The 22,320-nt window shown below is 40.5% G+C and carries 19 protein-coding genes, 1 tRNA gene and 1 riboswitch; of the genes, 15 read left to right on the forward strand and 5 right to left on the reverse strand.

Features of this window, described 5'->3' with window-relative positions:
- The first annotated feature begins 264 nt into the window (after positions 1-264).
- The 6 genes from HMPREF9188_RS05045 to HMPREF9188_RS05070 all read left to right on the forward strand — a co-directional run bounded on the left by HMPREF9188_RS05045 (position 265) and on the right by HMPREF9188_RS05070 (position 10,703).
- Complete coding sequence (locus HMPREF9188_RS05045; RefSeq protein WP_009730105.1) at positions 265-1,485, forward strand: alpha/beta hydrolase family protein; 1,221 nt, start codon at positions 265-267, stop codon at positions 1,483-1,485.
- Positions 1,486-1,752: 267 nt separating this feature from the next.
- On the forward strand, positions 1,753-2,016 hold the full coding sequence (locus HMPREF9188_RS05050) for a phosphocarrier protein HPr (RefSeq protein WP_000146947.1): 264 nt from the start codon (positions 1,753-1,755) through the stop codon (positions 2,014-2,016).
- Between the two features lie 4 nt (positions 2,017-2,020).
- Positions 2,021-3,754: a phosphoenolpyruvate--protein phosphotransferase gene (gene ptsP, locus HMPREF9188_RS05055; protein ID WP_033588903.1), complete on the forward strand. Its 1,734-nt coding sequence runs from the start codon at positions 2,021-2,023 to the stop codon at positions 3,752-3,754.
- A 258-nt stretch (positions 3,755-4,012) separates the two neighbouring features.
- Positions 4,013-6,538 carry a pneumococcal-type histidine triad protein gene (locus tag HMPREF9188_RS05060; protein ID WP_009730107.1) on the forward strand — a complete coding sequence of 842 codons (2,526 nt, stop codon included), beginning with the start codon at positions 4,013-4,015 and terminating at the stop codon, positions 6,536-6,538.
- A gap of 195 nt (positions 6,539-6,733) precedes the next feature.
- Positions 6,734-7,651, forward strand: coding sequence for a metal ABC transporter substrate-binding protein (locus HMPREF9188_RS05065; RefSeq protein WP_009730108.1), 918 nt, complete (start codon positions 6,734-6,736; stop codon positions 7,649-7,651).
- 7 nt (positions 7,652-7,658) lie between these two features.
- On the forward strand, positions 7,659-10,703 hold the full coding sequence (locus tag HMPREF9188_RS05070; RefSeq protein WP_009730109.1) for a pneumococcal-type histidine triad protein: 3,045 nt from the start codon (positions 7,659-7,661) through the stop codon (positions 10,701-10,703).
- 45 nt (positions 10,704-10,748) lie between these two features.
- Here the strand turns inward: HMPREF9188_RS05070 and pepT are convergent, their stop codons facing one another.
- Complete coding sequence (gene pepT / locus HMPREF9188_RS05075; RefSeq protein ID WP_009730110.1) at positions 10,749-11,972, reverse strand: peptidase T; 1,224 nt, start codon at positions 11,970-11,972, stop codon at positions 10,749-10,751.
- Between the two features lie 153 nt (positions 11,973-12,125).
- Here pepT and hemH point away from each other — a divergent pair, with 153 nt between their 5' ends.
- Positions 12,126-13,220 carry a ferrochelatase gene (hemH, locus tag HMPREF9188_RS05080; protein ID WP_009730111.1) on the forward strand — a complete coding sequence of 365 codons (1,095 nt, stop codon included), beginning with the start codon at positions 12,126-12,128 and terminating at the stop codon, positions 13,218-13,220.
- A gap of 40 nt (positions 13,221-13,260) precedes the next feature.
- Here hemH and mscL read toward each other — a convergent pair whose 3' ends face one another.
- Both mscL and HMPREF9188_RS05090 read right to left on the reverse strand, forming a co-directional pair.
- On the reverse strand, positions 13,261-13,638 hold the full coding sequence (gene mscL, locus HMPREF9188_RS05085; protein WP_009730112.1) for a large conductance mechanosensitive channel protein MscL: 378 nt from the start codon (positions 13,636-13,638) through the stop codon (positions 13,261-13,263).
- Between the two features lie 63 nt (positions 13,639-13,701).
- A complete protein-coding gene (locus HMPREF9188_RS05090; protein ID WP_009730113.1) occupies positions 13,702-14,154 on the reverse strand; it encodes a GtrA family protein in 453 nt (150 codons plus the stop codon).
- A gap of 28 nt (positions 14,155-14,182) precedes the next feature.
- A riboswitch (PreQ1 riboswitch) is annotated at positions 14,183-14,279 on the forward strand.
- On the opposite strand from HMPREF9188_RS05090, the gene HMPREF9188_RS05095 reads away from it, so the two are divergent.
- The 4 genes from HMPREF9188_RS05095 (at position 14,277) to dapA (ending at position 17,371) form a co-directional block, all read left to right on the forward strand.
- Positions 14,277-14,786: a QueT transporter family protein gene (locus HMPREF9188_RS05095; protein ID WP_000793849.1), complete on the forward strand. Its 510-nt coding sequence runs from the start codon at positions 14,277-14,279 to the stop codon at positions 14,784-14,786. It overlaps the preceding riboswitch by 3 nt.
- A 105-nt stretch (positions 14,787-14,891) precedes the next feature.
- A tRNA-Thr gene (locus HMPREF9188_RS05100) sits at positions 14,892-14,964 on the forward strand.
- Positions 14,965-15,303: 339 nt separating this feature from the next.
- On the forward strand, positions 15,304-16,380 hold the full coding sequence (locus HMPREF9188_RS05105) for an aspartate-semialdehyde dehydrogenase (protein WP_009730114.1): 1,077 nt from the start codon (positions 15,304-15,306) through the stop codon (positions 16,378-16,380).
- A 55-nt stretch (positions 16,381-16,435) separates the two neighbouring features.
- Positions 16,436-17,371 (forward strand): 4-hydroxy-tetrahydrodipicolinate synthase, encoded by a 936-nt coding sequence (gene dapA / locus HMPREF9188_RS05110; RefSeq protein WP_000121610.1) that lies wholly within the window; start codon positions 16,436-16,438, stop codon positions 17,369-17,371.
- Positions 17,372-17,413: 42 nt separating this feature from the next.
- Here dapA and mnmE read toward each other — a convergent pair whose 3' ends face one another.
- Positions 17,414-18,787, reverse strand: a complete 1,374-nt coding sequence (mnmE, locus tag HMPREF9188_RS05115; RefSeq protein WP_009730115.1) for a tRNA uridine-5-carboxymethylaminomethyl(34) synthesis GTPase MnmE — start codon at positions 18,785-18,787, stop codon at positions 17,414-17,416.
- A 137-nt stretch (positions 18,788-18,924) separates the two neighbouring features.
- Positions 18,925-19,107 carry a 4-oxalocrotonate tautomerase gene (locus HMPREF9188_RS05120; protein WP_009730116.1) on the reverse strand — a complete coding sequence of 61 codons (183 nt, stop codon included), beginning with the start codon at positions 19,105-19,107 and terminating at the stop codon, positions 18,925-18,927.
- Positions 19,108-19,230: 123 nt separating this feature from the next.
- Between HMPREF9188_RS05120 and HMPREF9188_RS05125 the strand changes: the two genes are divergently transcribed.
- From HMPREF9188_RS05125 to HMPREF9188_RS05140, 4 genes are read left to right on the forward strand one after another with little or no spacing between them, the layout of a single operon-like run.
- Positions 19,231-19,821: a thymidine kinase gene (locus HMPREF9188_RS05125; RefSeq protein ID WP_009730117.1), complete on the forward strand. Its 591-nt coding sequence runs from the start codon at positions 19,231-19,233 to the stop codon at positions 19,819-19,821.
- Positions 19,818-20,897 (forward strand): peptide chain release factor 1, encoded by a 1,080-nt coding sequence (gene prfA / locus HMPREF9188_RS05130; RefSeq protein WP_009730118.1) that lies wholly within the window; start codon positions 19,818-19,820, stop codon positions 20,895-20,897. Before HMPREF9188_RS05125 ends, prfA begins: the two co-directional genes overlap by 4 nt.
- Positions 20,897-21,733 carry a peptide chain release factor N(5)-glutamine methyltransferase gene (gene prmC, locus HMPREF9188_RS05135; protein ID WP_009730119.1) on the forward strand — a complete coding sequence of 279 codons (837 nt, stop codon included), beginning with the start codon at positions 20,897-20,899 and terminating at the stop codon, positions 21,731-21,733. Before prfA ends, prmC begins: the two co-directional genes overlap by 1 nt.
- Positions 21,717-22,319 (forward strand): L-threonylcarbamoyladenylate synthase, encoded by a 603-nt coding sequence (locus tag HMPREF9188_RS05140; protein WP_009730120.1) that lies wholly within the window; start codon positions 21,717-21,719, stop codon positions 22,317-22,319. Before prmC ends, HMPREF9188_RS05140 begins: the two co-directional genes overlap by 17 nt.
- Position 22,320: the final 1 nt, after the last annotated feature.

A 22,320-nucleotide genomic window follows, 5' to 3' on the forward strand; every position in this document is an offset into this window, starting at 1 on the left:
ATATAACCAAAGTGGAAATGACAGATTATGATGTATTCATAAAAATGGATCATTGGTTAATTTTATATAGGATACTTATGAGTTTCGTATCCTTTCATAAGGAGTATATAAATACAATGTTTGAAAAAGTTCATTTTATATGATACACTATCTGTGATTATAAGATTAAAAAATGGATATCTGGATACTTTTGTTTGATAGAGAATGTTATCAGATTATAATTAGATTAAATGAATGAAAGAATACAGAATTAGGAGGCGCGTGGTGAAAGAAAATGATGTTATTTTAAAACGGCAATCGACTCAAATATTTTTTAAGAATGGTGATACGGATTTTTTCTTCAATTGGTTGTTAGGAATCGGTGAAATTTTTGGTTTCTCTCATGGAGAGCTTTATTATCTTGCTCAAAGATTGGGGAACTCACCAAAGCCTGATGACTGGAAAAATGTATTTTTATCGCATGTAAACTACCTTGAACAAGAAGCAAGTAATTCAGGGTTGAGTGAACAAACAAAGGCGCAGTATTATCTTGCACAGACCTACTCACTTCGCTCGGCAATCCAATTTACCGATCCATTTTCTGAAGAGTATTTACCGACCGTTCGTCAAATGGAGAAGGTGTTTTCTAGTGCAATTCATTCACTAGGTGCACCGATTGAAAAATTAACTATTACCTATCAGGGTTCTTACTTGCCTGGTTATTATCTTCATAGCGGCGATAATTGCCCAACGCTAATCATGATTGGTGGAGGTGATACTTATCGCGAAGATTTATTTTACTTTGCAGGATATCCTGGATGGATACGAAATTATAATGTTTTAATGGTTGACCTTCCCGGTCAAGGGAGCAATCCTAGTAGAGGGCTGGTCTTTGATGTGGATGCCTCTATTCCAATTTCATTATGCATAGACTGGTTGGAAAATAGAAATCCTAAACTAAATTATTTAGCCATTTATGGTGTCAGCGGAGGGGGATATTTTACCGCACAAGCTGTTGAAAAGGATCCAAGAATTCATGCTTGGATTGCTAGTACCCCTATTTACGACGTTGCAGAACTTTTCAGAAAAGAATTTGGATCAAGTTTGAAAGCACCTAGTTGGTTAATAAATGCCATTTTAAAATTAGCTGGAAATTTGAATGAATCAGCAAATTTGAATCTTAAAAAGTATGCATGGCAGTTTGGTACTTCTGATTTTAAGAGTGCTATTGATGATGTATTTAACCACGCAAAGATTGTAGATTATCAAAAAATTCAATGTCCTTGCCTGTTTATAATGGGAAAGGGAGAAGGTACTGAGCTGCAACGACAAACTAAGGTAATTTATGAAGCGCTTAAATCTAAAAATCCGCAAACTAAACTTCAGGTTTTTGACTCCGAAAGCGGTGCAGATGCTCATTGTCAAGTCAATAATTTAAGACTCGCCCATAATATAGTTTTTGATTGGTTGGACACTTTATTTGAATGGAATAGATTGAATTTTTAGCCACGCTTACACTACTTAAGTATATCTATTTTAATGTGAGACATCAAAAGATTATTTTACGTTAAGTGGCTAACTAGATAATTCTATACTATTAATAATTAGTGCCCAAATTTCCCATAGTACCTGTATGATAGAAAAAGAAGCAAGTTCATTTTCAGTAAAAGTCCATAAAATACTTGAAAAATTATCTTGAAGGTGATATAATACACTATTGTAAGGGTTATCACTTATAACTCAAATAGAAAACACTTAAAGGAGAGTCAAACTATGGCTTCTAAAGATTTCCACGTAGTGGCAGAAACAGGTATCCACGCACGTCCAGCAACATTGTTGGTTCAAACAGCTAGCAAATTTGCTTCAGATATCACTCTTGAGTACAAAGGTAAATCAGTAAACCTTAAATCTATCATGGGTGTTATGAGTCTTGGTGTTGGCCAAGGTGCTGACGTTACAATTTCAGCTGAAGGTGCAGATGCTGACGACGCAATCGCTGCTATCTCTGAAACAATGGAAAAAGAAGGATTGGCATAAGGAAATGACAGAAATGCTTAAAGGAATCGCAGCGTCAGATGGTGTTGCAGTTGCTAAAGCATATCTACTCGTTCAACCGGATTTGTCATTCGAGACTGTTACAGTCGAAGATACAAACGCAGAAGAAGCTCGCCTTGATGCCGCTTTACAAGCATCACAAGACGAGCTTTCTGTTATCCGTGAGAAAGCAGTAGGTACGCTAGGGGAAGAAGCTGCTCAAGTTTTTGACGCTCACTTAATGGTGCTTGCTGATCCTGAAATGATCAGCCAAATTAAAGAAACTATCCGTGCGAAGAAAGTGAATGCAGAAGCAGGTCTGAAAGAAGTGACAGACATGTTTATCACTATCTTTGAAGGTATGGAAGACAACCCATACATGCAAGAACGTGCAGCGGATATCCGCGACGTAACAAAACGTGTATTGGCAAATCTTCTTGGTAAAAAATTGCCAAACCCAGCTTCTATCAATGAAGAAGTGATCGTGATTGCTCATGACTTGACTCCTTCTGATACAGCTCAATTGGACAAAAACTTTGTTAAAGCGTTTGTAACAAACATCGGTGGACGTACAAGCCACTCAGCTATCATGGCACGTACACTTGAAATTGCGGCAGTCTTGGGTACAAACAACATCACTGAAATCGTAAAAGACGGTGACATTCTTGCCGTTAACGGTATCACAGGTGAAGTGATTATCAACCCAACTGATGAGCAGGCGGCAGAATTCAAGGCTGCTGGTGAAGCTTATGCGAAGCAAAAAGCTGAATGGGCACTTTTGAAAGATGCTCAAACAGTGACTGCTGATGGTAAACACTTTGAATTGGCTGCTAATATCGGTACTCCAAAAGACGTTGAAGGTGTCAATGCCAACGGTGCCGAAGCTGTTGGTCTTTACCGTACAGAGTTCTTGTACATGGATTCTCAAGACTTCCCAACAGAAGACGAGCAGTATGAAGCATACAAAGCTGTACTTGAAGGAATGAATGGTAAACCTGTTGTCGTTCGTACAATGGATATCGGTGGAGATAAGGAACTTCCTTACTTCGATATGCCTCACGAAATGAACCCATTCCTTGGATTCCGTGCCCTTCGTATCTCTATCTCTGAGACTGGAGATGCTATGTTCCGCACACAAATCCGTGCCCTTCTTCGTGCGTCTGTACACGGTCAATTGCGTATCATGTTCCCAATGGTTGCACTCTTGAAAGAATTCCGTGCAGCGAAAGCAGTCTTTGACGAAGAAAAAGCAAACCTTCTTGCTGAAGGTGTTGCAGTTGCGGATAATATCCAAGTTGGTATTATGATTGAGATTCCTGCAGCGGCTATGCTTGCAGACCAATTTGCAAAAGAAGTTGACTTCTTCTCAATTGGTACAAACGACTTGATCCAATACACAATGGCAGCAGACCGTATGAACGAACAAGTTTCATACCTTTACCAACCATACAACCCATCAATCCTTCGTTTGATCAACAACGTTATTAAAGCAGCTCACGCTGAAGGTAAATGGGCTGGTATGTGTGGTGAGATGGCTGGTGACCAAAAGGCTGTTCCACTTCTTGTCGGAATGGGCTTGGATGAGTTCTCTATGTCAGCAACATCTGTCCTTCGTACACGTAGCCTGATGAAAAAACTCGACACAGCTAAGATGGAAGAGTACGCAAACCGTGCCCTTACAGAATGCTCAACAATGGAAGAAGTTCTTGAACTTCAAAAAGAATACGTTGACTTTGATTAATTGAAAGGTCCTTGCAACTCAGTTGCAGGGATTTTTTGCTTTAAAAATTTAGTGATTGATTTTCAATATAGGATTCTTAAATCAGACTGTTCAGATAGAAGGTAGTGTAGAAAACAAAAAAATTGTTAACTGGTTCATAAAATTCTTGACAAGTTGAAAATTTAGGAGTAAACTATTAACCAGTTAACTTTTAGAGAGGAGTTTCTGCAATTTAGAAATGAATTGCAACCAGAAATATCAAAAAGAAAGAGAGTTTCGATGAAAATTAATAAAAAATATCTAGCTGGTTCTGCGGCAGCCTTGATTTTAAGTGTTTGTTCTTATGAGTTGGGAATTTATCAAGCAAGAACGGTTAAGGAAAATAATCGTGTTTCCTATATAGATGGAAAACAAGCAGCGCAAAAAACGGAGGATCTCACTCCTGATGAGGTCAGTAAAAAAGAAGGCATCAATGCCGAACAAATCGTCATCAAGATAACAGACCAGGGATATGTCACTTCACACGGCGACCACTATCATTATTACAATGGTAAGGTTCCTTATGACGCTATCATCAGTGAAGAGTTGCTGATGAAGAATCCAAACTATACGCTAAAAGACGAAGATATTGTCAGTGAAATCAAGGGTGGTTACGTCATCAAGGTAGATGGAAAATACTATGTCTACCTTAAGGATGCAGCCCATGCGGATAATGTCCGTACAAAAGAAGAAATCAATCGACAAAAACAAGAGCATAGTCAGCATCGTGAAGGAGGAACTTCAGCAAATGATGGTGCGGTAGCCTTGGCACGTTCACAAGGACGCTACACCACAGATGATGGTTACATCTTTAATGCCTCTGATATCATTGAAGATACTGGTGATGCTTATATCGTTCCTCATGGCGACCATTACCATTATATTCCTAAGAGCGAGTTATCAGCCAGCGAATTGGCTGCCGCAGAAGCCTTCCTATCTGGTAGAAGTGGTCAATCAAATACGCCTACTTATCGCCGTACCAATAACAACAGTGCTAGTTACGATGTAGATAGATGGACCCCATCCTATAATAATCAAGGTAGTGGCTATACGAACACGAACACGGCTAACAACAGTAGCGACGATAGCCAAGCAAGTCAAAGTGATGAGGATATTGATAGCCTTCTGAAACAACTTTATGGCTTGCCACTCAGCCAGCGACATGTGGAATCTGATGGCCTTGTCTTTGACCCAGCGCAAATCACAAGTCGAACAGCTAGAGGTGTTGCAGTACCTCATGGAGACCATTACCACTTCATCCCTTACTCACAAATGTCTGAATTGGAAGAACGAATCGCTCGCGTCATCCCACTTCGCTATCGTTCAAATCATTGGGTGCCGGATTCAAGACCAGAACAACCAACTCCGGAACCTAGTCCAAGCCCGCAACCTGCACCAAGTCCTCAACCAGCTCCAAGCAATCCAATTGATGAAAAACTGGTCAAACAAGCGGTTCGAAAAGTAGCTGATGGCTATGTATTTGAGGAGAATGGAACCTCACGTTATATTTCTGCTAAGGAACTTTCAGCAGAAACAGCGGCAGCCATTGATAGTAAACTAGCCAAGCAGGAAAGTTTATCTCATAAGCTTGGATCTAAGAAAACCAACCTTCCATCTAGTGATCGAGAATTTTACAATAAGGCTTATGACTTACTAGCAAGAATTCATCAAGATTTACTTGATAATAAAGGTCGACAAGTTGATTTTGAGGCTTTTGATAAACTGTTGGAACGTCTCAATGATGCCTCAAGTGATAAAATTAAGTTAGTGGATGATATTCTTGCTTTCTTAGCACCGATTCGTCATCCAGAACGTTTAGGAAAACCAAATGCGCAAATTGCCTACACTGATGATGAGATTCAAGTAGCCAAGTTAGCAGGCAAGTATACAACAGAAGATGGCTATATCTTTGATCCTCGTGATATCACTAGTGATGAGGGGGATGCCTATGTAACTCCACATATGACCCATAGCCATTGGATTAAGAAAGATAGTTTGTCTGAAGCCGAAAGAGCGGCAGCCCAGGCTTATGCTAAAGAGAAAGGTTTAACGCCTCCTTCGACAGACCATCAGAATTCAGGAAATACTGAAGCTAAAGGAGCAGAAGCTATCTACAATCGTGTGAAAGCAGCCAAGAAGGTGCCACTTAATCGTATGCCTTACAATCTCCAACATACTGTGGAAGTCAAAAACGGAAGCTTGATTATACCTCATTATGACCATTACCATAACATCAAATTTGAGTGGTTTGACGAAGGTCTTTATGAGGCTCCTAAGGGGTATACTTTAGAGGATCTCTTTGCGACTGTGAAGTACTATGTAGAACATCCAAACGAACGTCCGCATTCAGATAGTGGATGGGGCAATGCAAGTGACCATGTTCAAAGAAACCAAAATGGTCAAGCTGATAATAATCATACTGAAAAACCATCAGTGGAGAAACCTCGGACAGAAAAACCTGAGGAAGAAAAAACGCGCGAAGAGAAAACGCAGAGTGAGAAACCAGAGTCTCCAAAACCAACTGAGGAACCTGAGGAAGAATCACCAGAGGAGCCAGAAGAAACTCAGGTTGAGACTGAAAAGGTTGAAGCGAAGTTGAGAGAGGCTGAAGATTTACTTGCAAAAATCCAGGATCCAATTATCAAGTCCAATGCCAAAGAAACTCTCACTGGGTTAAAAAATAACCTGCTATTTGGTGCTCAGGATAACAATACCATTATGGCAGAAGCTGAAAAGTTGTTGGCTTTATTAAAGGAGAGCAAGTAAAGGTAGTAGCATTTTCTAGATCCTAAAAACAGGATAGGAGAACTAGAAAAGTTAAAATCGAAAATGAGAACGGAATGTAAGTTCTAGTTCTCATTTTTTTCATGAAAATATGTAAAATATCTTGACATATAGTGTAAATAAAGATAAACTATTTACTAGTTAATTGAATGGTTAAATACTAGTTAAGGAGTAATGATGAAAAAAAGAACAATACTATTATTGATGGCCAGTGTGTTGGCTCTTGTCTTAGGAGCATGTGGTCAAAAAGAAAAACAAGAAGCAAAAGGGATGAAGATTGTAACAAGTTTTTACCCAATCTATGCCATGGTCAAAGAGGTATCGGGTGACTTGAATGATGTTCGGATGATTCAGTCAAGTAACGGGATTCACTCCTTTGAACCGTCAGCAAATGACATTGCTGCTATCTATGACGCGGATGTTTTTGTCTACCATTCTCATACGCTCGAATCTTGGGCGGGAAGTCTAGATCCTAACTTGAAAAAATCAAAAGTTAAGGTTTTAGAGGCCTCTGAAGGAATGACCTTGGAGCGTGTACCAGGTTTGGAAGATGTTGAAGCTGGTGACGGTATTGATGAAAAAACACTCTACGACCCGCACACTTGGTTAGATCCAGAAAAAGCAGGTGAAGAAGCTCAGATTATTGCGGACAAACTTTCGGAGATTGACAGTGCCAATAAGGAAGCGTATCAAAAGAATGCCAAAAACTTTATCGCTAAAGCCCAAGAATTGACTAAGAAATACCAGCCTATTTTTGAAAAAGCGAGCCAAAAGACCTTTGTTACGCAACACACAGCCTTTTCATACCTCGCTAAACGCTTTGGTTTGAAACAACTTGGTATAGCAGGGATTTCCCCTGAACAAGAGCCAAGTCCGAGACAACTAACAGAAATTCAGGAATTCGTTAAGACCTATAAGGTCAAAACCATCTTTACTGAGAGCAACGCTTCTTCTAAAGTCGCTGAGACCTTGGTCAAATCAACAGGAGTTAGTTTGAAAACACTGAATCCTTTGGAAGCAGATCCTGAAAATGACAAAACTTACTTAGAAAATCTAGAAGAAAATATGAATGTTCTTGCAGAAGAATTAAAATGAGGAGATTATGAAAATTAAGAAAAAGTATCTTGCGGCGGGTTCGGCTTTAGTCCTTTCCCTAAGTCTTTGCATCTATGCACTGAACCAACACCAGGTAGAAGACAAAAAAGATACAAATCGTGTATCTTATGTTGATGGGAAACAAGACTCTCAAAAAACAGAGACTCAGACACCAGATCAAGTTAGCAAAAAAGAAGATATTCAGGCTGAGCAAATTGTCGTGAAAATTACCGATCAAGGTTATGTTACATCACACGGTGATCATTTCCATTATTACAATGGGAAAGTCCCTTTTGATGCGATTTTCAGCGAAGAGCTTTTGATGAAAGATGCCAATTATCAACTGAAAGACGCTGATATTGTCAATGAAATCAAAGGTGGCTACATTATCAAGGTGGATGGTAAGTATTATGTTTACCTTAAGGATGTGGCGCATGCAGATAACGTTCGTACGAAGGACGAAATTGAACGCCAAAAACAAGGCCATACTCACGATGCACCAACTTCTAACAGTGCAGTGACACTTGCACGATCACAAGGACGCTATACTACCGATGATGGATACATCTTTAATCCATCTGATATTATAGAAGATACTGGTGATGCTTATATCGTTCCTCACGGTGGACATTACCACTACATTCCAAAGAGTTCCTTATCTGCTAGCGAATTAGCAGCTGCTCAAGCCTACCTATCTGGAACTAGAAAACAACCGAGTGTGACTGACTATCGTCCAAGTCAAAATGGAACCAGTCAAACCACTAATCCTAGTCAACAAACTGAAACACCAAGCAATCCAGAAGAGAGCTTACAGAGTCTATTGCAGCAACTCTATGCACTTCCAAGTAATCAACGTTATGCAGAATCTGATGGCTTGATTTTTGACCCTGCTAAGATTTCAAGCAGAACGCCAAGTGGCGTAGCGATTCCTCATGGAAATCACTATCATTTCATCCCATATACAAAGCTTTCTGCCTTGGAAGAAAAGATTGCGCGAATGATTCCTTTATCTAGCGACAGTGGGAAACCAACACCTTTGGAAAATCCAAGCAAACCAGCAGAGCATCCAGCTCAATCGGATCATCATCATGACCAAGACGGTGACCATGGAAGTCAGGATACCAACCATGAAGATCATGACCATGATGGAGAGGAGCATGACCACCATCACGGTGAAGAACATGATCATGGTTTTGCAGCTGACCGTGTCATCAGTGAGGATGAGCAAGGGTTTGTAGTTTCTCATGGAGATCACGCTCATTATTTCTTTAAGAAAGACTTGACTGCAGCTCAAATCAAAACTGCCCAAGATCACTTGAAAGAAAATCATCAGTCTGAGCCGGTTCAACCACTTGCAAAGACTGTGGAAAGTTTCTCAAGAGATGCTAGTGATGAAGAAAAAATCAAGTATATCTCACAGACCTATGGGGTTCCGCTCGAAGCGATTCGTATTTCAAATGGATTCTTTGTCTTTGGAAATCCGGATCAAGCCTATGATCCAACCCATATCCATCCCTATGCTGTTCGAAAAGAACATGTTCGTATTCCTCTCCAAACTGGGAATCCAGAACTGGATTTCCTAAATGAACTTTATACGACTGCCCTACGTGATGGGGTGTCTCCTTATAGTTTACAGGTAGAAAGTGGTAGTTTTGTGATTCCTCACGGAGACCACAATCACTACATCAAGGTTCAAACTAAGGGCTATGAAGTAGCTTTGAAAAACAAGATTCCAGCCCTACAATCGACCTATCAACCTGGAGCATTTGATGAACAAACTGTTCTATCTAAAGTGGATCAACTTTTAGCAGATAGCAGAAGTCTCTACAAAGACCAGCCAATCATGCAGAGACGTGTTGAACTTGCTTTGGGGCAGTTCACCGAAAATATGAAAAAACTGGCAACAAACTCAACTGCTGGATACCTAGCAGCCTTGGATCTCTTTGATAAGCAGTATATCCATGTGGATCAAAGTGTGGCACCAGTTGAAACTTCACCTTTAGATAAGAAGTACCAAGCCCTTGTAGATAAGATCAATACACTGGATACGGACACTTATGGCTTGTCTAAGAAAGATCTTTTGGTACATTTGCAGGAAGCAAAACTAGCACAAGATGAGACAGAGTTGGCTGCCATTGAAGCGAAACTTCAGGCCTTGCAAGATTTCCGTGATCGGACAGGGGTTACAACAGTAGAGTACATCAAGTATTTCTATGAACATGTATCTGATGGTCGTTTGAGAGAAGAACTTCGGAACCGTGTTGCCAAGTTGACATGGGAACTTTACCAGTCACAATCTTTCCTCAAAGCAACCGACTTGAACAAGCTATTCCCAACTATTTACCAAACTAAGCTAGAAGTAGAAGAAGCTCTCAAAGAAGAACCCGTTTCTACAAAAGCTGGTAAGACTATTCTAGATACGGAAAAAGTAGATAGTCAAACCGCTAAGACAGCCATCTATGAATTCCTAAAAGAACTCTACGGTGATTTTATGCCAGAAGAGCGGGTTAGCCATGTTAAGAAGGAAGAAGTGGATGCTCTCCTAACTAAAGTTGCCCAACTCCTAGCACGTGTTAAAGAGGATGGTGTCAAACAATCCCTAGCTGAAGAAGCTGCTAATATCAAAGCGGCTACTGAAAAGGAAAATGCAGACCTTGACGAAGCTAAAACACAACTTGAGGATCTTTTAAATCGTATTGCAGCGACTATCCAACGAGAGGAAAAAGAAGCAGAAAAAGATCCACAAACTGTGATCATCTACCAAAAACTCTATAATGTCTTGCTCTCTCTTCACAAGTACTTAGAGGATAACAAAGGATCCGATGCTGACTTTGAACGTGTTGATGCCCTATTTGATCAACTTGCAGCCAAAAGCAGTGATAAAGAAGGTCTCCTCACTCTAGCTAAAGAAATCATTAGATTGAACCAGGAACTCCGTTCAAAAGCAAGTGAAACTGATAGCCAATCTAAGTCTGAGAAAGACAGTGAAACAGTTGCTTCTCAACCAACAGAAAAGCAAGCGCAAAGTGAATCTGAGCTAAGTGCTCAATAAAATGAATAAAAAGAAAGGCGAAGTAGCTGAGCTACCTCGTCTTTTTTAGTCTTTATAAGCTACAATACCAATGATGGTATCCACCGCACGCTCCATAGTCTGAAGGCTGACGTATTCAAAACGTCCATGCATGTTTTCACCACCTGCAAAGATATTCGGTGTTGGAATACCCATGAAGGAAATCTTAGAGCCATCTGTTCCACCACGAATCGGTTCAATGATTGGCGTGATTCCAAGATCTTCCATAACGGCTTTGGCAATGGTAACGGGTGTCATGTCTTTCTCGATGACTTCTTTCATATTGTAGTACTGGTCTGTCAGAGTCAAGGTCACTCGATCATTTCCAAGCTCTTGATTCATTTTGTCAGCAATGTCCTGCATGGCTTTCTTACGAGCTTCAAAGGCATCTTTTTCAAAGTCGCGAATGATATAGCTTGCACGCGCCTCCTCGACACTACCTGAAACATCCATAAGATGATAGAAACCTTGGTAACCATCTGTCAGCTCTGGCCGGTCATTCTCAGGAAGTTGATTATGAAAATCAATCGCCAGCTGAAGGGAATTGACCATCTGTCCTTTAGCAGTACCAGGGTGGACATTGCGTCCTTGGAAATGAAGCTCAGCACCAGCTGCTGAAAAAGTCTCGTACTGCAGTTCCCCTAGTGGTCCTCCATCAACGGTGTAGGCAAAGTCAACATCAAAGTCATCTGCATCAAACTTATTAGCACCGACACCGATTTCTTCATCTGGTCCAAAACCAACACGAATTTCACAATGCTTGATTTCAGGATGAGCAGTCAAGTATTCGATAGCTGTCATAATCTCAGCAATACCTGATTTGTCATCAGCACCCAGCAAAGTTATTCCATCAGTTGTGATGAGCGTTTGTCCTGGATATTTCTCAAGACTCTTGAAGTCAGCTGGATCGAGTTTGAAACCAGAATTCCCTAGTTCAATCACACCACCATCGTAGTTTTCAATCACCTGAGGATTGACTCCTTCGGCATTAAAGTCAGCAGTATCCATGTGAGATATAAAGCCAATCTTTCGTGTTAAAGCTGAATCATTGGCTGGCAAGGTCCCAATTGCAAAACCATTTGGTAGATAATAAACATTTTGTAAACCAACACGTTTCATTTCAGGAATAAGAACATTGGTTGCGAAGTCAACCTGACTCTGCGTACTTGGAGTAGTAGTTGAGTGTTCATCAGAGCGCGTGTTGACCTTAACGTAGGTTAAGAAACGGTCTAAGAGATTTGGGTACGGCATAAAAAACTCCTTTTGAATTCATTTTTTCCATTGTATCATAGAAAAAAGAGAAAAACAAAAGACAGAAGTTAGGGGAATTTACTATGTTATCGTTTACTTATCAGTGGATAAATGATAAAATAAGCTTGATAAAAAAATCACAAGGATAAAGTTATGAAAAAAGCAATTTTAATGATGACCTTTGGTTCGCCAGAAGAGATTACCTTTGAAGGTGTAGCTGATTTTTTCACAAATATTCGTCGTGGAGTGAGACCTCAAGACCACGAGATTCAAACTCTCTATGATAATTATGTACGAATTGGAGGCACGCCTCTGCAAAAAATTACCCGTGAAGAGGTTGCCTTGGTAGAAGCTAGGATGGGGAATGAATATAGTGTTTATTTTGCTAATAAGTTTTCTAGACCCTTTATCCCAGATGTGATTGGTCAGATGGAAGCGGACGGAATCGAGCAGTGTATTTGTTTGATTTTGGAGCCTCATTATTCTTTTTACTCTGTCATGGGCTATGAGAAATTTTTAGAAAGCAAGCAAATTCAATTTTTAGTTATTAAGGACTGGTATCAAGAAGAAGCGCTCTTAAACTATTGGGCAGATGAAATTGCTAAGATTGTAAAAGAAGAAGTGAAGCAAGATAGCTTTAAAGTCATCTTTTCAGCCCATAGTGTGCCCATTTTTGCCTTGGATTTTGGTGACCCTTATATCGACCAAATTTTTGAAAATAGCAAGTTAGTTGCTGAAAAACTAGGTTTGAGTTCCGAGCAATATACCAACACTTGGCAGAGTGAGAGTGATATCGGGATTCCTTGGATTAAGCCAGATGTATTAGAATATCTCAGAGAACAGACAGAACAGCCAGATCATTATATTTTTGTACCTATTAGTTTTATTAGTGAGCACATTGAAGTCTTGTTTGACAACGATGTGGAATGTTATGAGTTATGTCAGGAATTGGGTGTAAACTATCATCGTCCACCAATGCCAAATACGGATTCTCGTTTGATTAATGCCTTAGTCAATACCATCAGAGTCAATGAACATCAAGAATTTAAGAAATTTCTCCCAGAAGAAGAAACCTTTGATGAGTTAGTTCCTTCAGACGATACTAAAAACATTTTGACCGAATCTCAAGATTTACAAATGCCTGAATTTGTGAAAAAATTGATTGAGAAAAAAGGTCGGGAAAATGTTAAGATGCCTTATCTTATCAAGAGAATGCTTGAAAAAGCAGGTAAGTTACCAAAAGAGTAAAGAAAAAGGATTTAGCTTTGTGCTAGATCCTTTTAATCGATTATTTTTTCTCAAGAAGAGCTTTGATTTCTTGAAGTACTTCAAGTTCAGTTGGCTTTTTCTCTTCTTCTTTTTCCTCTTCTTTCTTAGTAAGACTTTGTGCTTTTTCCATACCTTTAATAACGAAGAATAGAACAGTACCAACTACAAGGAAGTTGATAACAGCACTCAAGAAGTTACCGTACGCAACACCGTTCCATGAAAGTTCAGCAATACGTTCGATTTTTGCTGCTTTCAAAGCAGGATTCAATAGAAGTGGAGTGATGATATCATTAACAAATGAAGTAACGATTGCACCAAAAGCAGAGGCAATAATCACACCGACAGCAAGGTCAACAACATTACCACGAAGCAAAAATGCTTTAAGATCCTTTAACATTTTCATAAATTCCTTTCCAAAATTTCATTCTTATTATATCCTAAAACCGAACGAATTGCGAGATTAATGTTTTAGAGATGAATAGCCCTTTTTAAAAATGTAGATTTTGCTGATAATATAGTTTAAGATAATGATTAATATCTGCGCCAAGATAGTCTCAATAGTATTAATCCTATCTAAATTCTGTTCGACAAACTGACCAATAATATTAGGATAAGATGTAACGAAGATATAAGTTAAAAGTACGTCCAGCCCAAGGGTAGAGAGACGAGCTAAGAAAAATTTAGCCAAACGGATTGCCCAATTCTTTCTTTCTTGTTTAAATACAAAAGTATCATTAGTGATAAAGGCAAAAAGAATACCGATAATATTAGCTAGAGCCGTAGCTAGAAGCTCTTGATGAGTTATTTGATAGATAGCTAAACGTGATAGGATTGAGACTAAAGTAGTGGCTCCTCCAAAGAAGAGATAAGCTAGAATCTCATTGTCAAAAAAATTTTGAATCAATTTTCTCATGGTTTTAGTATAGCATAAAGTCATATATTGTGCTATACTGGTAAGGTTGATTCAATCAACCCTTGGTGCTTAGCTTCTTTCACCAAGCATATTTTACGCGGGAAACCGCCAAAGGAGAAAACATGAAAAATTTAACTGTTCGTGACATGGCAGATATTGCTATTGTTGCTGCTATCTATGTGGTTTTGACCATTACTCCACCACTAAATGCTATTAGCTACGGTGCTTACCAGTTCCGTATTTCTGAGATGATGAATTTTCTAGCCTTTTACAACCCTAAATACATCATTGGTGTGACGATTGGCTGTATGATTGCAAATTTCTTTAGCTTTGGTCTGATAGATGTCTTTGTTGGAGGGGGATCTACCCTAGTCTTTTTAAGTTTAGGTGTCTGGCTCCTTAGCAAGTACAAAAAGGACTTTTTGTTTAATGGCTTGATTCGAAAAGATCATTTCTTCTTTTCAATCCTATTCTCTATTTCAATGATTACCATTGCAGCAGAACTTCATATCGTTGCTGAAGCTCCATTCTTCTTTACTTGGTTTACTACAGGGATTGGAGAGTTTGCTTCGCTTATCGTTGGTGCAATCCTAATCGGAAAACTGGGACAGCGAATCGACCTTACAAAATAAGAAGTTTATAAGCTAGATTCTTGCTAGATCTAGCTTTTTTCATTCTAGAAAATTAAAAGAGAGCGCTTGACAAGAGCATAGAACTATAGTATACTTTTTAGGTAAGCTGATTTAGCTCAGTTGGCAGAGCGCATCCATGGTAAGGATGAGGTCGCCGGTTCAATCCCGGCAATTAGCATTAGATAGACAGGAAAACTCTTGATATTCGAGAGTTTTTTATATTTACCTCGCGTAAGCCTTGACAAAGTCAGCAAAGCATCGTAGAATAAAACCTGCGATGAGTCGATAGGTAGTCTTCGGACTACTATTGAGCATAAGGAGGTCATAACGCAGGAGCGGACCTTGGTGAGTTGTGTGAACCAGCTCATCACATGAAGATGCCTCTTAGTCCCTAGTCAATGGCTAGGGATTTTTAATTTTCAGAAAATAGAACCCAAAAATACTTTTCAATTTTTAGAAAAAGTAGTATAATACTTCTATTATAGAAATTTTTAGAAAATTCCGAAAGAGGTTATTTATGGGATATACAGTTGCTGTAGTCGGCGCGACAGGTGCTGTCGGAGCTCAGATGATAAAAATGTTGGAAGAATCAACACTTCCAATCGATAAAATTCGTTATCTTGCTTCTGCACGTTCAGCAGGCAAAACTTTGAAATTTAAAAACCAAGATATTACGATTGAAGAAACAACTGAGACAGCTTTTGAGGGTGTTGATATTGCACTCTTCTCAGCAGGTGGTTCGACATCTGCCAAGTATGCACCATACGCAGTGAAAGCTGGAGCAGTAGTAGTTGATAATACATCTTACTTCCGTCAAAATCCAGATGTACCCTTGGTTGTGCCAGAAGTAAACGCTCATGCACTTGATGCTCACAACGGAATTATTGCCTGCCCTAACTGTTCAACGATCCAAATGATGGTGGCTCTTGAGCCTGTTCGTCAAAAATGGGGCTTGGATCGTATCATTGTTTCAACTTACCAAGCCGTTTCAGGTGCTGGTATGGGAGCGATTCTTGAGACACAACGTGAACTTCGTGAAGTCTTGAATGATGGTGTGAACCCACGTGATTTACATGCCGAAATCTTGCCTTCAGGTGGTGACAAGAAACATTATCCTATCGCCTTCAATGCTCTTCCACAAATCGATGTCTTCACTGACAATGATTACACTTACGAAGAGATGAAGATGACCAAGGAAACCAAGAAAATCATGGAAGATGATAGCATCGCAGTGTCTGCAACCTGTGTGCGTATTCCAGTCTTGTCAGCTCACTCTGAGTCTGTTTACATCGAAACAAAAGAAGTGGCTCCAATCGAAGAAGTGAAAGCAGCTATTGCAGCCTTCCCAGGTGCCGTTCTTGAAGATGATGTAGCGCACCAAATCTATCCTCAAGCCGTCAACGCAGTTGGTTCACGAGATACCTTTGTTGGTCGTATCCGTAAAGACTTGGATGCTGAAAAAGGAATTCACATGTGGGTTGTTTCAGACAACCTTCTTAAAGGTGCTGCTTGGAACTCTGTACAGATCGCAGAAACGCTTCACGAACGTGGATTGGTTCGTCCAACAGCTGAATTGAAATTTGAATTAAAATAGTCATATCGTTTAGGAGTTCAGATGAACTCCTTCTTTGAAATAGAGAGGTATTCTCATGTCTTATCAAGATTTAAAAGAGTGTAAAATCATTACAGCCTTTATTACCCCTTTCCATGAGGATGGTTCCATCAACTTTGATGCCATTCCAGCCTTGATTGAGCATCTGTTGGCGCATCATACAGACGGCATTCTTCTTGCAGGGACGACGGCCGAGAGTCCAACTTTGACTCATGATGAAGAGTTGGAACTCTTTGCAGCTGTACAAAAGATTGTCAATGGACGTGTTCCTTTGATTGCGGGTGTAGGTACCAATGATACACGTGACTCGATCGAATTTGTCAAAGAAGTCGCAGAATTTGGTGGCTTTGCAGCTGGGCTTGCGATTGTACCATACTACAATAAACCTTCTCAAGAAGGAATGTATCAGCACTTTAAGGCAATTGCAGATGCCTCGGATTTGCCGATTATCATTTATAACATTCCAGGGCGTGTAGTTGTCGAATTGACTCCAGAAACCATGCTTCGTTTGGCTGACCATCCAAATATCATTGGGGTCAAAGAATGTACTAGTCTGGCTAATATGGCTTACTTGATTGAACACAAGCCAGAAGAGTTCTTGGTCTATACTGGTGAGGATGGAGATGCTTTCCATGCCATGAACCTTGGTGCGGATGGGGTTATTTCTGTTGCATCTCATACAAATGGGGATGAAATGCACGAGATGTTGACTGCCATTGCGGAGAGTGATATGAAAAAAGCCGCAGCTATTCAGCGTAAATTCATTCCTAAGGTCAACGCCCTCTTCTCTTATCCAAGCCCTGCACCTGTTAAGGCAGTTTTGAACTACATGGGATTTGAAGCGGGTCCAACTCGTCTACCTCTAGTTCCAGCACCAGAAGAAGATGCCAAACGCATTATCAAGGTTGTTGTAGATGGCGACTACGAAGCAACTAAGGCAACCGTAACAGGAGTCTTAAGACCAGATTACTAATAAAGACAATAAAATCCATGACCGAACGATCATGGATTTTTCTTATTTTCCTAAACAGAATTGGCTAAAGAGTTGGGTAATGAGTTCATCTGGAGCAGCATCTCCAGTGATTTCTCCGAGAATTTCCCAAGTACGGGTCAAGTCAACTTGAAGCAAATCAACTGGCATCCCTAGTTCAAGACCTTCATTAACTGCTTGTAGGCTTTCAACTGCCTTCTCAATCAGAGAAATATGACGGGCGTTGGACAAGTAAGTAGCATCTTGCTCGACCAAACCAGCATTTTCAAAGAAGAGGTTGTTGATTCTCTCTTCAATCTTATCGATATTTTGGTTTTTAAGAACTGAAATACGGATAACATCTTCAGGGAGTTCCGAAGTTTCAATTGTTTCTGGTAGGTCAGTTTTATTGAGTAGAATAATGCGGTTGGTATCCTGACTGATTTCTAAGAGTTGTCTGTCTTGTGCTGTTAGTGGCTCACTAGCATTTAGCACTAGTAGTACCAAGTCAGCTTCCTTGAGGGCTTTTCTCGAACGCTCGACACCGATTTGTTCCACGATATCATCTGTATCCCGGATACCGGCTGTATCAATCAATTTGAGAGGAACACCATTGATATTGACGTATTCTTCGATGACATCTCGAGTAGTACCAGCAATGTCTGTAACGATAGCCTTGTCTTCACGTAGGAGATTGTTTAGGAGGCTCGATTTCCCAACGTTGGGGCGTCCGATGATGGCAGTTGAAATTCCCTCACGAAGGATTTTGCCACGTTGTGCTGTTCTAAGGAGATTGGTCAGCAGTTGCTCAAACTCCATAGTCTTCTCGCGGACGACTGCAGTAGTGGCTTCTTCAACATCATCATACTCAGGATAGTCAATATTGACCTCTACTTGGGCAAGCGTATTGAGGATTTCTTGGCGAGTATTATTGATAAGATCAGAAAGGGAACCGTCTAATTGCTTAACAGCAATGTTCATGGCCTTATCTGTCTTGGCACGGATGATGTCCATCACCGCCTCAGCCTGAGTCAAGTCCACACGACCGTTTAGAAAGGCGCGCTTGGTAAATTCGCCAGGTTCTGCCAACCGAGCTCCTTCACGGATAGCTAGCTGGAGAATTTCATTGGTCACCGCAATCCCACCGTGGGTGTTAATCTCGATAATGTCCTCACGAGTGAAGGTCTTTGGAGATTTCATGGCCCCAACCATAACCTCGTCCATAACCTTACCAGTTTGAGGGTCAACAATGTGACCGTAGTTAAGAGTGTGGCTGGCAACCTTGCTCAAGTCTTTTCCTTTGAATATTTTTTGCGCAATATCAAAACTGTCTGTTCCGCTCAGGCGGACAATACCAATGGCCCCTTCTCCAAGAGGAGTAGAAATAGCAGCGATGGTATCAAATTCACGTGTAATCATAATTTTTCCTTCAATTAATAGCCCTTTTCTTGGAAAATTTTCCAAGTCTCTTTTCAAATTGTAACAAATTTAAACTATTTCTTCAATGGATGCTACTTGGAGATTGAAAAAGCCTAAGCAATTCTGCTTAAGCTGGTTTATTTGATGCGCATTTCCCCTTGTGGGAAGTAAGTTCCTTCTGGCATGTCGTTGATGATGACATGGACAGCAGATTGAGGTGCTCCAGTGTTGCGAACAACAGCTTCCGTTACTTCCTTAGCCAGAGCTTTCTTTTGCTCGAGCGTGCGTCCTTCAAATAAATCGATGCGTACAAATGGCATAATAGCTTCCTCCACTAGTTTTTGATTTCTTCTATTTTACCACATTTTGCCGTTTAAAGCTTTAGAAAATTATGATATACTAGAATGTAGCAAAAATTTAGAAATGGACGTGAAGCAAGAAACATGGCACAGTTGTATTATCGTTATGGGACCATGAACTCTGGTAAGACGATTGAGATTCTCAAGGTGGCCTATAACTATGAGGAGCAAGGAAAGGGAGTTGTGATTATGACCTCTGCTCTGGATACGCGTGACGGTGTTGGCTATGTGTCGAGTCGAATCGGTATGAAGCGCCCAGCCATTGCGATTGAGGAAACGACGGATATCTTTGGTTATATCCGAGACTTACCTGAGAAACCATACTGTGTGCTAGTCGATGAGGCTCAGTTTCTCAAGCATCACCATGTTTACGACCTAGCTCGTGTTGTTGATGAGTTAGACATACCTGTCATGGCTTTTGGTTTGAAAAATGATTTTCGAAATGAGTTGTTCGAAGGTTCAAAATACCTCTTGCTCTTAGCAGACAAGATTGAAGAAATCAAGACCATCTGTCAGTACTGTAAGAAAAAGGCGACTATGGTGTTGCGTACGCACGATGGACTGCCCATTTATGATGGCGAACAAATTCAGATCGGTGGCAATGAAACCTATATCTCAGTCTGCCGTAAACATTATTTTGCCCCTGAAATCAATAAGGAGAATAAAGAAAAATGAACATCTATGATCAACTACAAGCTGTAGAGGACCGTTATGAAGAATTAGGAGAATTGCTCAGTGACCCAGATGTGGTCTCCGATACCAAACGTTTTATGGAGCTTTCAAAAGAAGAAGCTTCAACTCGTGATACCGTAACGGCCTATCGTGAGTACAAACAAGTCCTTCAAAACATCGTTGACGCCGAAGAGATGATTAAGGATTCAGGCGGAGATGCGGACTTGGAAGAAATGGCTAAGCAAGAACTCAAAGATGCCAAGGTTGAAAAAGAAGAGTATGAAGAAAAACTAAAAATCTTGCTCCTTCCAAAGGATCCAAACGATGACAAGAACATCATCCTTGAAATCCGTGGAGCTGCAGGTGGAGATGAGGCGGCACTTTTCGCTGGAGACCTTCTAACCATGTACCAAAAGTATGCGGAAGCCCAAGGCTGGCGCTTTGAAGTCATGGAAGCCTCTATCAATGGTGTCGGTGGATTCAAAGAAGTGGTTGCTATGGTTTCAGGTCAGTCTGTTTACTCTAAGCTTAAGTATGAGTCTGGTGCCCATCGTGTACAACGTGTCCCAGTGACAGAAAGTCAAGGTCGTGTTCATACTTCAACAGCGACAGTTCTTGTCATGCCGGAAGTGGAAGAAGTTGAATACGATATTGATCCAAAAGACCTTCGTGTTGACATTTACCACGCATCCGGTGCTGGTGGACAGAACGTCAATAAGGTTGCGACTGCCGTGCGTATCGTTCACTTGCCAACCAATATCAAGGTTGAGATGCAGGAAGAACGTACCCAGCAGAAGAACCGTGAGAAAGCCATGAAAATCATCCGTGCGCGTGTTGCTGACCATTTTGCTCAGATTGCTCAAGATGAACAAGACGCTGAACGTAAGTCTACTATCGGTACTGGTGACCGTTCAGAACGGATTCGTACTTATAATTTCCCGCAAAACCGTGTTACGGACCACCGTATTGGCTTGACCCTCCAAAAACTAGATACGATTTTATCTGGTAAATTGGATGAAGTTGTGGATGCCTTGGTGCTCTATGACCAAACACAAAAATTAGAAGAATTAAATAAATAATGAAATTAGCTCAATTATTTTCAGATTTTGAAGAAGAGTTGATAAGACAAGGAGAGGAAGCAGAAAGCCTCTCTTTTGTCTATCGTAGCTTAAAAAATCTCTCTTTTACAGACTTTGTCTTTGCCCTCCAGCAAGAGGTAACAGAGGAAGGAACACAATTTGTAGAAGAAATTTACCAGCAGTTAGCGTCCCATAAACCAGCTCAGTATATCATCGGACAGGCAGATTTCTTTGGAATGCAGTTAAAAGTGGATGAGCGAGTTTTGATTCCTCGGCCAGAGACAGAAGAGTTGGTGGATCTCATCCTCACAGAAAATCCTGAGGAAAGTCTTAAGATTCTAGATATCGGGACTGGAAGTGGTGCCATAGCCCTTGCATTAGCTAAAAACAGACCAGATTGGTCAGTGACAGCAGCAGATATTTCCCAAGCCGCCTTAGAGCTTGCATCAGAGAATGCTAAAAATCAAAATCTTAATATATTTTTTAAAAAATCTGATTGTTTTGCAGAAATTTCTGAAAAATATGATATAATTGTATCCAATCCACCCTATATCTCTCGTGAAGATGAGTCAGAGGTCGGTTTGAATGTTCTGCATTCAGAACCTCATCTAGCTCTCTTTGCAGATGAGGATGGCCTAGCTATTTACCGCAGAATTGCGGAAGATGCAAAAGACTATCTCACAGATGGTGGTAAGATTTACCTTGAAATTGGATACAAGCAAGGTCAAAGTGTTCCTGATCTTTTTAGGAAATATCTTCCTGAAAAACGAATTCGGACACTCAAGGACCAGTTTGGTCAAGATAGGATGGTTGCCGTAGATGATGGACAGGATTAGAAAAGAGTTGAAAAAGGGTGGGGCAGTTGTCTTACCTACCGAGACGGTTTATGGTCTCTTTGCTAAAGCTCTAGACGAAAAAGCAGTGGACGACGTTTACCAACTCAAACGTCGTCCCAGAGACAAGGCGCTTAACCTCAATGTTGCCTCTCTGGAAGATATCTTGCACTTTTCAAAGAATCAACCAACTTATCTACAAAAACTTGTAGAGACTTTTTTACCAGGTCCCTTGACCATTATCCTCGAAGCCAATGACCGAGTTCCCTATTGGGTCAATTCTGGTCTTTCAACGGTGGGATTTCGGATGCCGAGTCACCCCATTACGCTTGATTTGATTCGAGAGACAGGACCCTTGATTGGACCGTCTGCCAACATCTCAGGTCGGGCAAGTGGAGTAACCTTTCAGGAAATTCTGAAAGATTTTGACCAAGAGGTTTTGGGGCTGGAGGACGATGCTTTTCTAACAGGACAGGATTCAACTATTTTGGATTTGTCTGGAGAAAAGGTGAAAATCTTACGCCAAGGAGCCATTAAGCGAGAGGATATTCTTGCACAGTTGCCAGAGATTTCTTTTGAGGAGGAATGAG

The sequence above is a fragment of the Streptococcus sp. F0441 genome (genome assembly GCF_000314775.2).
GTDB lineage: Bacteria > Bacillota > Bacilli > Lactobacillales > Streptococcaceae > Streptococcus.